General features: G+C 36.6%; 14 protein-coding genes and 3 tRNA genes. 9 read left to right on the forward strand and 8 right to left on the reverse strand.

Features of this window, described 5'->3' with window-relative positions:
- The 3 genes from pheA to KBF89_06350 all read left to right on the forward strand — a co-directional run.
- Positions 1 to 956 (forward strand): prephenate dehydratase (gene pheA, locus KBF89_06340; GenBank protein ID MBP9115949.1); only part of this gene is annotated, 956 nt, incomplete at its 5' end.
- Between the two features lie 46 nt (positions 957 to 1,002).
- On the forward strand, positions 1,003 to 2,259 hold the full coding sequence (gene serS, locus KBF89_06345) for a serine--tRNA ligase (protein ID MBP9115950.1): 1,257 nt from the start codon (positions 1,003 to 1,005) through the stop codon (positions 2,257 to 2,259).
- Between the two features lie 69 nt (positions 2,260 to 2,328).
- A tRNA-Ser gene (locus KBF89_06350) sits at positions 2,329 to 2,415 on the forward strand.
- 463 nt (positions 2,416 to 2,878) lie between these two features.
- Here KBF89_06350 and KBF89_06355 read toward each other — a convergent pair.
- Entirely contained in the window at positions 2,879 to 3,880 is a 1,002-nt protein-coding gene (locus KBF89_06355) for an inorganic phosphate transporter (GenBank protein MBP9115951.1), read from the reverse strand.
- A gap of 11 nt (positions 3,881 to 3,891) precedes the next feature.
- Positions 3,892 to 4,512, reverse strand: a complete 621-nt coding sequence (locus KBF89_06360) for a DUF47 family protein (protein ID MBP9115952.1) — start codon at positions 4,510 to 4,512, stop codon at positions 3,892 to 3,894.
- 113 nt (positions 4,513 to 4,625) lie between these two features.
- Here KBF89_06360 and argF point away from each other — a divergent pair, with 113 nt between their 5' ends.
- Positions 4,626 to 5,513, forward strand: coding sequence for an ornithine carbamoyltransferase (argF, locus tag KBF89_06365; GenBank protein ID MBP9115953.1), 888 nt, complete (start codon positions 4,626 to 4,628; stop codon positions 5,511 to 5,513).
- Between the two features lie 47 nt (positions 5,514 to 5,560).
- On the opposite strand, the gene KBF89_06370 is transcribed toward argF, so the two are convergent.
- The 4 genes from KBF89_06370 to KBF89_06385 all read right to left on the reverse strand — a co-directional run bounded on the left by KBF89_06370 (position 5,561) and on the right by KBF89_06385 (position 7,463).
- Complete coding sequence (locus KBF89_06370) at positions 5,561 to 6,058, reverse strand: NAD(P)-dependent oxidoreductase (protein MBP9115954.1); 498 nt, start codon at positions 6,056 to 6,058, stop codon at positions 5,561 to 5,563.
- Positions 6,059 to 6,199: 141 nt separating this feature from the next.
- Complete coding sequence (locus KBF89_06375) at positions 6,200 to 6,418, reverse strand: NAD(P)-binding domain-containing protein (protein ID MBP9115955.1); 219 nt, start codon at positions 6,416 to 6,418, stop codon at positions 6,200 to 6,202.
- Between the two features lie 61 nt (positions 6,419 to 6,479).
- Positions 6,480 to 6,914 (reverse strand): hypothetical protein, encoded by a 435-nt coding sequence (locus KBF89_06380; protein ID MBP9115956.1) that lies wholly within the window; start codon positions 6,912 to 6,914, stop codon positions 6,480 to 6,482.
- 475 nt (positions 6,915 to 7,389) lie between these two features.
- A tRNA-Arg gene (locus tag KBF89_06385) sits at positions 7,390 to 7,463 on the reverse strand.
- Between the two features lie 70 nt (positions 7,464 to 7,533).
- On the opposite strand from KBF89_06385, the gene KBF89_06390 reads away from it, so the two are divergent.
- The 5 genes from KBF89_06390 to KBF89_06410 all read left to right on the forward strand — a co-directional run bounded on the left by KBF89_06390 (position 7,534) and on the right by KBF89_06410 (position 11,396).
- The gene (locus KBF89_06390; protein MBP9115957.1) at positions 7,534 to 8,097 is read left to right on the forward strand and encodes an alpha/beta hydrolase; all 564 of its coding nucleotides are present in this window, start codon (positions 7,534 to 7,536) and stop codon (positions 8,095 to 8,097) included.
- Positions 8,094 to 8,981: a phytanoyl-CoA dioxygenase family protein gene (locus KBF89_06395; protein ID MBP9115958.1), complete on the forward strand. Its 888-nt coding sequence runs from the start codon at positions 8,094 to 8,096 to the stop codon at positions 8,979 to 8,981. Before KBF89_06390 ends, KBF89_06395 begins: the two co-directional genes overlap by 4 nt.
- Before the next feature lie 80 nt (positions 8,982 to 9,061).
- The gene (locus KBF89_06400) at positions 9,062 to 10,192 is read left to right on the forward strand and encodes a phosphotransferase (GenBank protein MBP9115959.1); all 1,131 of its coding nucleotides are present in this window, start codon (positions 9,062 to 9,064) and stop codon (positions 10,190 to 10,192) included.
- Positions 10,193 to 10,371: 179 nt separating this feature from the next.
- On the forward strand, positions 10,372 to 10,617 hold the full coding sequence (locus KBF89_06405) for a hypothetical protein (GenBank protein ID MBP9115960.1): 246 nt from the start codon (positions 10,372 to 10,374) through the stop codon (positions 10,615 to 10,617).
- A 221-nt stretch (positions 10,618 to 10,838) separates the two neighbouring features.
- The gene (locus tag KBF89_06410; protein MBP9115961.1) at positions 10,839 to 11,396 is read left to right on the forward strand and encodes a Crp/Fnr family transcriptional regulator; all 558 of its coding nucleotides are present in this window, start codon (positions 10,839 to 10,841) and stop codon (positions 11,394 to 11,396) included.
- Positions 11,397 to 11,426: 30 nt separating this feature from the next.
- Here the strand turns inward: KBF89_06410 and KBF89_06415 are convergent, their stop codons facing one another.
- Positions 11,427 to 11,819 (reverse strand): response regulator, encoded by a 393-nt coding sequence (locus KBF89_06415; GenBank protein MBP9115962.1) that lies wholly within the window; start codon positions 11,817 to 11,819, stop codon positions 11,427 to 11,429.
- Between the two features lie 114 nt (positions 11,820 to 11,933).
- Positions 11,934 to 12,025 (reverse strand) — tRNA-Ser (locus KBF89_06420).
- Between the last annotated feature and the right edge of the window lie 16 nt (positions 12,026 to 12,041).

Consider the following 12,041-nt stretch of genomic DNA (forward strand, 5'->3'; position numbering starts at 1 on the left):
AAATTACTAAATCTATTGAAGTTGAGAGTAAACAGGTCGAAACCATTTCTTATTTAGGCCCGCAAGGCACGTTTTGCGAATCAGCATTGATGACACAAAGTGATTTAAGCACATATAAATCCTTTCCGCAAAAAAATATTGTTGACGTTTTCAATAAAACATCTAGCGGTAAAACTTCCCTAGGTATTGTGCCCTTAGAGAATACGATTGAAGGCAGTGTTCCCGTAACGTTAGACATGCTTATCTTTGAGTCAGATCTGATGATCCAAAGAGAAATAGATATTGATATTTCTTTATGTTTAGCTACTGTAAAAAATGCCAAATACAAAGATATTAAAGTTATATATTCACATCCTCATGCACTTGCCCAATGTCGTGATTATCTAGCAAATAAACTTCCCGATGTTGAAATAATGCCAATTGAATCAACAGCTGAAGCAGCTCTATATGTATATAAACAAAAAGATAAATCCATTGCTGCGATTTGTCCAGAACAAGCACTATTAAAATATTCTTTAACGAAACTTGATAAGAACATTCAAGACCGTTCAGCAAACCAAACTAGATTCATCGTCGTTGGAGAAGGAATACCAAAAAAGACGGGTCACGACAAAACGTCGATTGTCTGTTTCCAAAGATCAAATAGACCAGGTTCGCTGTTGTCCATTCTTAGTGAGTTCGCTGCACGAAACATAGACTTATCAAAATTAGAATCACGACCCACAAAAGAAGGGTTAGGTCAATATTGTTTTCTGATTGATTTCATTGGTCACATTGGTGATGATCTGGTTGCAGATTGTTTACAACATGTTGGCGCGAATCATGCTGATGTAAAGTTTCTTGGTTCTTATGCTGTAGCAGGAGATAAAGGTGCTGTCACTAGAAATAGTGCAACAAAAGTCTGGAAAGAAACAAAAAATTGGATTCAAACATTACGAAATTCAATTGAAGACTAAGTTGGTAGGGACTGTCCCTACCACAAGAAACTAGAATGTAGATATTATGATTAATGCAAAACTATTAAAAGATGATAAAGAATACCGTGAACGTATTGAAGCAAAAAAAGTTGACCCAAAACTGATTGATGACTTTTTAGAAGTTGAATTAAAACGTGGCGAGCTTATAGTAATAGTCGATGATTTAAGAGCTCAAAAAAACCTGATCTCTAAAGAGATTGGCAAGGCTAACCCAGATGAACGTAAAGAAAAAATTGAATCTGCAAACGAAATCAAAAAAGAGCTAGACGGTTATGAAACAACACTGAGTGAACTTGAAACAAAATATCGCTCATTAATTTTGCAAATACCTAATCCTATAGATAGCAGTGTACCGGTCGGCCAAGAAGAAGATTTTGAAATTGTAAAAATAGTTGGTGAACAATATAGTGCACCAAAAATGGACCATGCTGATTACGGCGAACACATGGGTTGGGTTTTGAGTGAGCAAGGTGCAAATATAAGTGGATCACGCTTTGCATATCTAGCGGGCGATGCAGTTCGACTTGAATTCGCATTAGTCCAGTTCACGATGGGTTTATTGGCTAAACACGGTTTTACCCCAATTGTACCGCCAGTTTTAGTACGAGAATCTTCAATGGAAGAAGCAGGGTTTTTCCCCACAGACGAGAACCAGGTTTATCACATTGAGGAAGACAATTTATATTTAGTTGGCACCTCAGAAGTTCCACTTGCTGGTATACATCGTGGTGAAATAATTGATGAAAAAGATATGCCCAAAAAATATTGCGGTTTCTCTTCATGTTTTAGAAGAGAAGCAGGAACATATGGAAAAGATACGCGAGGAATTTTTCGTGTTCACCAATTCGATAAAGTTGAAATGTTTATTTATTCAACGCCAGAAGATTCTTGGAAAGAATTCGAAAAAATATTAGCCATTGAAGAAGAAATATGTCAAGCACTAGGTTTTAGTTACAGAGTTATTGCTTCTGCAAGCCAAGACTTAGGCTCAGCGACGACTAAAAAATATGATGTTGAAGTTTGGTTACCAAGTGAAGGTGCATATAGAGAACTAACCTCTTGTTCACATTATTTAGATTTTGCTTCAAGACGGGGTAACATCCGCGTAAAGGGTGAAAATGGCACTGAGCTAGTTCACACTTTGAATGGTACAGCAATTGCAATTGGTCGAGGTTTAACTTTCTTGATGGAACGTGCCCAAAAAGAGAATGGCGATTTCGAAATTCCAGAAGCATTGCGTAGCTTTATGGGTGGCGAAGAAACGCTTTCTAAACGTAAATAACTCAAAAAAATATTGAACATTTATACCACAAGGTGTAAATGTGAGTTGTTCTGAACTAAAATCTTCGACGGAAGGGTGGCAGAGCGGCCGAATGCACTAGTCTTGAAAACTAGCAAGTTAATAGCTTCGCGGGTTCAAATCCCGCCCCTTCCGCCAGAAAGCTTAATTGAGCCCGACTTAGGTCAGGCTCTTTTAAAATTAGGAAATTTTAGATGCAACTTCAAGTGTCAAGTTAGATACAATAGTTTCATCAACATATCATTCAAAGGGATCAGTAAATTAATCATTTACAAATGATTGTATTTCACTTTAAGAGATTAGCAAGCATGGATGAATCATTGCAGCTTTAGTTTTAGAATCTAAATATTCAGAATCTTTTTATTTCTTTTGATTATGATCAATTTCTAAATTTTTATAATTAGTTACCTATATAACATTTAATATCAATTACTCTTATGGCGGGATACTGAATCAAAAAGACATAGAACAGTCAAGACACAGTATGTAATTGCAGTATACTCAGGAACAAACATTAAATCTTTTGGTGCAGCTGGAATTAAAGCGACGATAATCAGCGTAGAAAAAAAGAAAAACTTAGTTCTCATATCAATAATTTTCATCATTTTAACCAACTCACAACATAAAAAGTTCCGGCTGCCATTACGCCCGCTGCAGGTATGGTCAGTACCCATGCCCAAACAACTCTAGTAGCGACATTCCATCGCACTGCGCTAATTCGTCGAGCAGAACCAACTCCAACTATTGCTCCAGTGATTGTATGTGTTGTCGAAACAGGTATGCCGGCAATTGATGTAGCAAATAATGTTAATGCTCCTGCAGTTTCAGCACACACACCACCTTGAGGTTGAAGTTTGGTTATTTTTGAACCCATAGTTTTAACAATTCGCCAACCGCCACTTAGCGTTCCAAGTGCTATTGCACTATGAGCTGCAAGCACAACCCAAAGCGGCAACTCAGAATTTGCACCAACTTGATTTCCTGAAATTAACAATGCCAGAATAATCCCCATTGTTTTTTGTGCATCATTTGCCCCATGGCCTAGTGAATATGCACCAGCAGAAAATAGTTGTAATTTTCTAAAAATCTTATTCATGCGGTTCACATTTGTTACTTTGACTGTTGACCATTGGGTAATAATCATCAGTATAAATCCTAAAGCTAATCCAATAAGTGGTGAAAGAATAATAAAAATTGCAATCTTTCTAAAACCCTCACTTATCAGCGCATCGAAACCGCCCTTTGCTATTGCAGCGCCAGCCATGCCACCAACTAGAGCATGAGAAGATGAACTTGGCAAACCTAAATAGAATGTTATTAAATTCCAGATAATTGCACCAAGTAAACCTGCAAATATCATGCCAACGCTCAATATATTTTGTTCAACAACATCTTTAGCAATTGATTTAGCTACATCGGTGCCAAATACCAAAAAGGCAATAAAATTAAATACAGCAGCCCACATTACAGCTAGCCGTGGTGAAAGTACTCGAGTCGAAACAACTGTAGCAATCGAATTCGCCGCATCGTGGAAACCGTTAACATAATCAAAAATCAAGGCAATAGCTATTGTGAAATAAATTGCGAATAATGCTTGTGTCATTAAAAAATTCCCTATGAATGCTTTAAAGTTATAGCTTCAACAATGTCACCTGCATGATCCGTTAAATGAACTGCAGCATATAAAGCTTCGGTAATATCTTTTAATTTCAATACTTCAAACGACTTTAATTCGCCAGAAAATAGATATGAAACACCATTTCGATAAACTTTTCGCGCTTTACGTCTATAATCAGCAATTATTTCAAGAGTTTCATCAATTTTATCTAACTTTTCTAGTTTATACATAAGTTTTGTAATCTGTTCACAACACTTCACGAGAATCTTTGATAAGTCAATTAGATATTCACTTTCTTCTTGGACATTATGCAGAACTAATAAATCGGCTACATTCAATATCTCATCCAAAATATCATCGAGACCTTCGGCAAGCTCATGTATGTCTTCTCTATCGAATGGTGTAACAAAACTTTTATATACTTTGTTAACAATAGAGTGAGTAAATTGGTCGCCACTTAATTCTATTTCTTTAATCTGTTTAGATATTTTTTCCGAATCATCAAGTCGCCCATCAACGAGTTTTTTCAGACGCACAGCCCCTTGCTCGATATTTTCAGCTGTTTGAATAAATAATGGAAAAAATGACTCATTGCGTGGTAGCAATTTAAATCCCATGTAGTCTCCCTAGAGTAATGATTACGTCTGCCAAGATTAGTATTTTATTGCTTTGGATCACTATTTCTAGGATGTATTTTGAAATATTTTTATTTTGCAACTAAAGTTACGAAATGGTAAAACACTTTCTTGAAATCGATGATTTAACAGTTGATGAGATAACTGAAATATTGGACCGTGCAGAGTCCAACGATGTAAATCAAATTTTAAAACGCAAAAGTGTGGTATTACTTTTCGAGAAACCATCATCGCGCACTAGACAATCAATGGAAAATGCGGTTGTACAACTTGGTGGAAACTCTATTTATGTTCGACCAGATGAAACCGGAATTGATGAAAGAGAATCAGCAGAAGACGTAGCAAAGACGTTGAGTTTATTTGATGTTGCAATCGCAGCAAGGGTTTTCGATCATAGTAAACTCACCCGAATGGCCAATGCGTCAAGTGTGCCAGTTATAAATTTATTGTCAGATCAGACTCATCCAATTCAAACACTTGCAGACCTTTTGACATTGAGGCAATCTCTTGGCGACATAGAAAAACTAAAGGTTTCTTATATTGGCGATCCAAATAATGTATCTAGACCTTTAGCCATTGCCCTAAACATGTTCGGTAATACTCTGAATTTGTCACATCCCAAGGGATACGGTTTGAGCGCTTCAGACTTGAACAAATTTGAATCTGGAAACGTTAAAGTAAACCTCGTTGATGACCCGAAACTTGCTGCTGAAAACGCTGACGTGATTTACACTGATACCTGGTATTCTATGGGTCAAGAGGATCAAAAAGATCAAAGAGTTAAAGATTTTAAAGATTATCAGATAAATTCGGAGCTAATGAGTAGAGCAAACGCGGAGGCCATATTCATGCACTGCTTGCCTGCTCACCGTGGCCTCGAAGTCACAGATGAAGTCATTGATGGCCCACAATCTGTAGTTTGGAAACAAGCTGAGAACCGCATGCATACAGCACGCGGTTTGCTTTCTTATTTATGTGAATAGTCCGTAAAATAAACAAAACATGCAAATAACTTTTATAAATTTAATAACTATGATTCGAACTTATTTACAATCGTAAAATCACAACTCCCAAGACCGTCTTCTACTGCTTGTGAGTATACTTCGTTAGCAATTTCAAGTAATGGCGACTTACGATCATATAACATCTCAACAGCATAACCCAAGTCTTTCGCCATCCATTGGGCCGAAAATGAGACATCTTTAGGATCTTGTTTTAAAGCATCGCATGATATTTTTGTTGAAGTTCCACCCGGTCTGGCTACAAGAGCATCCCCTACTAAATTCAAATCTAGGCCGGCCTGTTTAGCCATCTTGATTGCCTCGCCAAAAGCAATCATGTGGATTGCTTGAACTGAATTAAGAATCAATTTGTATTTTGTTCCAGCGCCCACTTCACCAAAATATTTAACTTCCTGTGCAATATAACCTAATATAGTTTTTATCTTTTCTAGTTCTTTTTCGTTTCCTCCAACCAATAAAGTTAACCTGCCAGTTTGAGCCCCGATACTTCCGCCTGTTAGCGGCATATCAAAAAAGGTTAAATCCTTTTTTTCGCAGGACGTTGCTAGTTCCTCAATGAAACCAACTGAAAGAGTTGCACACGTTATAACGACTTGATCTTTATTTACATTATCTAAAATTCCATCATCGAACCAAACTGCCCTTGACTATTCATCGTTTGCTGTTACCTCAAAAATTATGTCAGCTTTTTGAACAGCAGCCTTAATAGAATTTGCTACTTGCGCACCTTGAATTTTAAGATCTTTAGTTTTTTCTACCGAACGGTTCCACACTATGACGGTTTGATCATTTTTTAAGAAATTTTGGGCTATTCCTGTTCCCATAATACCTAGACCTAATATTGCAATACGTTTTGTGCCGTTCATATGGCTAGTTTATACAATATTATAAAAATAGAATAATTGTTATTCTGAAACTATAACTATATTAAGGTTTGTTAGAAAAAAGCTGAGTAATTATTTCTTCTATCCCAGGGATTGAAGTCGTTTCCAGAAAATGCTTTGTATCTAAAATCTCATGCCTCTCGGCACCTATTGAGTCAGAGATGAACTTAAAATCTTGTATTGGGATCCATGGATCACCGCTACCATGGAATAATACCGATTTGCTCACATTGTTCTTTATTGCTTCCCAGTTCCAAGGCTCATCAAAATAACCACTAACTTTTTCTTCCTCATCACCAAGATCAGTATAATGAGGGGAAATTAAAACTAAGCCAGCAAGCGCATTTTGTTCTGCATACCGAAGTGCGCAGGCGCCACCACTACTAAATCCAATGAGTACATCATTTGGCTGAACTTTTACAACATCTTCTAAAAATGGAAGCCAATATTTTTTCTTTGCCAGTTTTGGGTCTGGCATAGTTTCGAAATAAGTTTTGTAACCTAAATCCTAAAGAGCCGATTTAAGATTAGGTGCGAATGCGACTTTCCAAGTATCGCCACCATTTCCGTGGATAAAAATAAAACGAACCATATAAAATTATACCCACAATTGCTTCCAAGGTCGAACCTTGAAAAGTTAAATGTTTTTAATCAACCAACTTGTGCGGTCGAAGAGTTCGCCACGCGAACAAAGATTCACAGTGAACTATGGTTCGAATCTCTTCAACCAACTTGTACGGTCGAAGAGTTCGCCACGCGAACAAAGATTCACAGTGAACTATGGTTCGAATCTCTTCAACCAACTTGTACGGTCGAAGAGATTCGCCACGCGAACAAAGATTCACAGTGAACTATGGTTCGAATCTCTTCAACCAACTTGTACGGTCGAAGAGATTCGCCACGCGAACAAAGATTCACAGTGAACTATGGTTCGAATCTCTTCAACCAACTTGTGCGGTCGAAGAGATTCGAACTCCCGACCTCCTGCTCCGTAGGCAGGCGCTCTATCCAACTGAGCTACGACCGCATGTTGAGTGTTCAAGTATAGCGCTCTTTATTGTAATTACTTAAATTCGAATCGCCTAATATGAATATATATGTCTAAGACAACAGTTGTTATAGTCCACGGTTCATTTGGTAATATCGACGAGAACTGGATTCCTTATGCAGTAAAGCAATTATCGGCCGATAATTGCAATGTTGTTGTTCCTCAATTCCCTATTAACAGTGAACAAAATTTTGAGAACTGGAAACTTACCTTTTTTGAAGAAGTAGGCCCATTAAGAGAAGACATGATTTTGGTGGGCCATTCTATTGCCTCAGCATTTATTCTGGCTTTACTTAGTGAATCTGATATAAAGCTCAAGGGTATCTTGTTGGTTAGTGGTTTTATAAACGATCTTGGGATTAGCGAATTCGATACAGTTAATCACTCTTTTACGCATTTTGGTTTTGATTGGGATAAAATAGTCAATAGCTTTGAAATAGGGTATTCATTTCACGGAATTGACGATCCGTATGTGCCATTGTGGATGGGCGAAGAGATCGCTAACAAAATTGATATTGAATTGATGCCGATTGAAAATGGCGGTCATTTAAATACGGATGCCGGATTTGAAGAATTTCCCGCATTACTAGAAAAGATTAGGGAATATTTATGACACAGAACTTCACAACACAAGCTGCTTTAACAAGATTACCCGCAGATAGCGATTCTGAAGAAATAGTTAGCGTTATTAAACGTGACGGCGGACTAATTTTGACAAATTTAATTGCACCTAGCCATGCGACTTCTTTTGCTGACGAGCTCCAAGATTCTGTTGATCATCGTGAACCAGGTTTTTTAAGCGGGCATGATGATACTTTTTATGGCAATGACACTATAAGAATGCAGTCAATGGCGCGTCGCTCAAAAACTTGGGTAAATGAAATGTTGCTTAATCCCGTTTTATTGTCTATTGCAGATGCTATTCTTCATCCTCATTGTGGCGATTATTGGTTATCTCAAAGCGAGCTCATATATTTGGGGCCAGATCAAGCTGTACAAGAATTACATCGCGATGATTTAAATTGGCCATTTGCCGCACGACTAGAAGATATAGATTTACAACTCGCTTGCCTGATAGCAATTGGCGATTATGATGCCGAAGTTGGCGCAACTCGTGTTGTCCCTGGTTCACATTTATGGCCAAAGGGTCGAGAAGCCAAAGATTCCGAGATTGTTCAAGCAGTTATGGAACCCGGAGATGCCCTTGTTTATACTGGTAGCTTGATTCATTCTGGTGGTCAAAATAAAACTCATGACCGTTGGAGAAAAGCATTATATTTGTCTTATTTAGTTGGTTGGCTAACTCCCGAGGAAGCTGTTCCTTTAGCTATCTCGCCTGAATTGGCTCGCACTTTGCCAAAGCGTGCACGTGAGCTGTTAGGTCTTTCTAACTTGCCGAGCCGTGAAGGTGCCCACGGTGCTGAAGCAGCTTTGCAACTTTGGCAGCTAGATGAAGATGACCTTATTGCGGCAGACGGTGCTTTTCATATTCGCTAATACATCATTGTTGACTTAGCTTTCTCTATTTAAGCCACTAAACCATCTTGTATCTATATTTTTAATCAAGGGAAATCAATATGAACGATATCACAGATGAAAGATTGTTGGAAATAAACAAGAAGACTCTTGACCGCTCAAACATGTTTTATTGGCAAACCGATAAACCTTTAACAATGCAAGAAACAAGTATATTATTCGGAGATCGATACAAGACTATATCCGATGATCAACTTATCGAAATTCTAAATAGAGCTCTATATCAAAACGAACAGCTGAAAGAGATAAAGGCTGTAAGTATCAGTGGTAGTGAAAGTTTGGATATTGGTAGTGTAAATTTAAATAGAAAATTTAAATTGAGTAATAATATAAATGTTATTGGTAGATTCCACCCTAAATTCCTACAAAATGGTTATTTCAATGTTGAGGTTACAGCAGCTAATCTTGTGCTAAATAATAAAATTCGATGTGCTAAACCAGTCATTGTTCAATATAGTAATAGTAATAGCGTTCAAGACAATTTGGATTTCATACTATTCGAAATGATACCTGGCGACAATATGAAATTTCATATTGCAAAAAATCCAGACGATGAAAAAATGCTTGTTAATGCGGCAGGGTCACTTATGGCGAATATACACTCTATAAACGTTGATGGCTACGGTTTCTTCGACAATAAAATAGCTGGAGAAAGAAATGTTTTGATAGGAATACATGATTCATACAGAGACCATTGCTTGGCTGGATTGGATAGTAATTTAAAAACTATCGTTGAGGGGCAATATATAGACCAGAAACAGGCAAATAATATTTCGCAATTACTTGAATCTAGTGACCTAATCGATTGCGAACAACCAGTACTTATTCATAATGATCTTGCTGATTGGAATATCATGCTTGATGATAAGAATAATTGTTATGCAATAGATTGGGATGAATGTCACGGAGGCGATCCTATTGCAGATATTGCTTGCTGGTCGCTATTTTTTCCACAGAATAGATTAAGCATGCTAATCGATGGATATAAAGATGTGAGAGAATTACCTTATGGCTATTTAGATAAGCTACATATATATAAGCTTCGGTATGTAGTTTCAAAAATGACTTTGCGCCACAAAAAGATTTCTTACGATCAAAGCGATTTGATGAAAGGTTTGATTAGATCTGGACTTGAGGCTCTAGATGCTGAATGTTCCTATTTCAAACTGTAGATATTTATCGTCATCCCCCCGGAATTTTCTATACAAATATAATAACTACGGCTTTCTGCGAACTAGACGAAATATGACTATATATATAGGTCATATGAACTATTTGTAAGATATCTTACAATTTCACTAAAGATTCCTTATGTCTTATCCGATGATTTATAAAGAAATAAGGAGTAGAAATGATTAATCAAATATATAAAGAGAGAAATATAACTACTTCCAAATATTTTATTATTGATCTAAAAAAATCCATCTCTATATCAATAATCTTCATTCTTTTAACAATTACAATTTTTACAACAAGTGCGTTTGCTTTAAATAGTCCCACAAGAACAAAATCAAATTCAGTCAAGATAGATACTCAAGCAACAATACAAAAACAGACTCCAACATCAATTGGAACAGCGATAAGAATTGAAAGATAAAACTAATTAATAGGAGATAGCAGTACACCAAATTTATTTGACTTGAATCAATCATATGTTTAATAATTTTTAAAAACCAAAATTCGAATCTTCTGAATTAGAATATAGCCGTGAACGAACCATTACAAATTCTCACATAAATCTTTAATAGCTGTACTACAAGCGAATTCAAACGTGGTCAGCTAATATATTTTCAAAATGAAATTCCGCGAAATGCTTTATTGCTTTTAAATGGATCAGTTAAAGCAACAACATTCAATGCAAACGAAACAGCAAGAACAGTTGCACTAATGGATGAAGGTGATATATTTCCACCAGAATGTATATACGGCAAAGATAAAGGATGCCAGTATTTCTACGAAGCCGCCACATCAATAAAATGTCTAAATATACCAATGAAACAACTCCGAAGTGAACTTGAGCATAATACCCAAGTAAAAGATATACTTTTTGAACGATTGGCTTTGGGATATATTGGTTCACTCATAAGCATAGAAGCACTTGGCCAATCCAGAGTCAGAGAAAAGATTATCTATATCCTTAGGTACTTACTCCAGAGGTACGGTGAGGAAGATAAAGATGGTTGGTGGAGACTGAATGTCCGAATTACCCAAACTGATATTTCTAATTTGATAGGAATTACTCGTGAGACAGTTGCTGTCGAATTAAAAAAATTGAAACAAGAAGGTATCATTCATACTGGATCATTTAGCTATTCCCTAAATATGAAGAAGCTCATTGAATTGACCAACATTGAAGACTGGAAAGAATTTATATGATAACAAAATCACACCTTAAATTCCAAGCTATTATTTACCGTTCAATTCTCCATGTAATATCCGCGAAAACTCTTTTGGCGCGAGCATAACTTTAAGCAAATACCTCGTCGCTCCGAGATCAAATGCTTTATCTATCCTATCGTCATCCTCAGAGTTAGTAAAAACGATCACCCTAGTATTAGGACTTGCTTCTAGTATATTAGCTTCTTTTAAAAAACCGACCCCATCAAGGACAGGCATACTTAAATCCAATAATATTAGATCAGGTTTTCTAGCATTAAATATTTCCAAAGCCTCTTGACCATTCTTTGCAGATTCAACAATATATCCCTCTGTTTCAAGAAACTTGACATATAAATTATTTAGCGAAACTTCATCTTCAACAACTAATATAGTTTTAGAGTTATTAATATTCTTGCCCAATGCTTATCCTTCTTAAGTATTTATAAATAATCTTACAGGTTCCAATAGTTAAAAAAGTTATAAATACCAAACAATCGCAAAATTTGCTTTATGCATAGCAATAATTACGAAAAATGGCGGAGAGCGAGGGATTTGAACCCTCGGTCCATATTGCTACAGACACTTGCTTAGCAGGCAAGCCCATTCGGCCGCTCTGGCAGCTCTCCATTTCAGATTACTTTA

It is taken from the genome of Acidimicrobiia bacterium, from assembly GCA_018057765.1.
Lineage (GTDB): Bacteria > Actinomycetota > Acidimicrobiia > IMCC26256 > JAGPDB01 > JAGPDB01.

What these genes read in the sequence shown, in the direction of transcription:
- serS (MBP9115950.1), top strand. Translation starts at nt 1,003, where the DNA reads ATGATTAATGCAAAACTATTAAAAGATGATAAAGAATACCGTGAACGT.
- KBF89_06355 (MBP9115951.1), bottom strand. Translation starts at nt 3,880, where the DNA reads ATGACACAAGCATTATTCGCAATTTATTTCACAATAGCTATTGCCTTG.
- KBF89_06360 (MBP9115952.1), bottom strand. Translation starts at nt 4,512, where the DNA reads ATGGGATTTAAATTGCTACCACGCAATGAGTCATTTTTTCCATTATTT.
- argF (MBP9115953.1), top strand. Translation starts at nt 4,626, where the DNA reads ATGGTAAAACACTTTCTTGAAATCGATGATTTAACAGTTGATGAGATA.
- KBF89_06370 (MBP9115954.1), bottom strand. Translation starts at nt 6,058, where the DNA reads ATGCCGCTAACAGGCGGAAGTATCGGGGCTCAAACTGGCAGGTTAACT.
- KBF89_06375 (MBP9115955.1), bottom strand. Translation starts at nt 6,418, where the DNA reads ATGAACGGCACAAAACGTATTGCAATATTAGGTCTAGGTATTATGGGA.
- KBF89_06380 (MBP9115956.1), bottom strand. Translation starts at nt 6,914, where the DNA reads ATGCCAGACCCAAAACTGGCAAAGAAAAAATATTGGCTTCCATTTTTA.
- KBF89_06390 (MBP9115957.1), top strand. Translation starts at nt 7,534, where the DNA reads ATGTCTAAGACAACAGTTGTTATAGTCCACGGTTCATTTGGTAATATC.
- KBF89_06395 (MBP9115958.1), top strand. Translation starts at nt 8,094, where the DNA reads ATGACACAGAACTTCACAACACAAGCTGCTTTAACAAGATTACCCGCA.
- KBF89_06400 (MBP9115959.1), top strand. Translation starts at nt 9,062, where the DNA reads ATGAACGATATCACAGATGAAAGATTGTTGGAAATAAACAAGAAGACT.
- KBF89_06405 (MBP9115960.1), top strand. Translation starts at nt 10,372, where the DNA reads ATGATTAATCAAATATATAAAGAGAGAAATATAACTACTTCCAAATAT.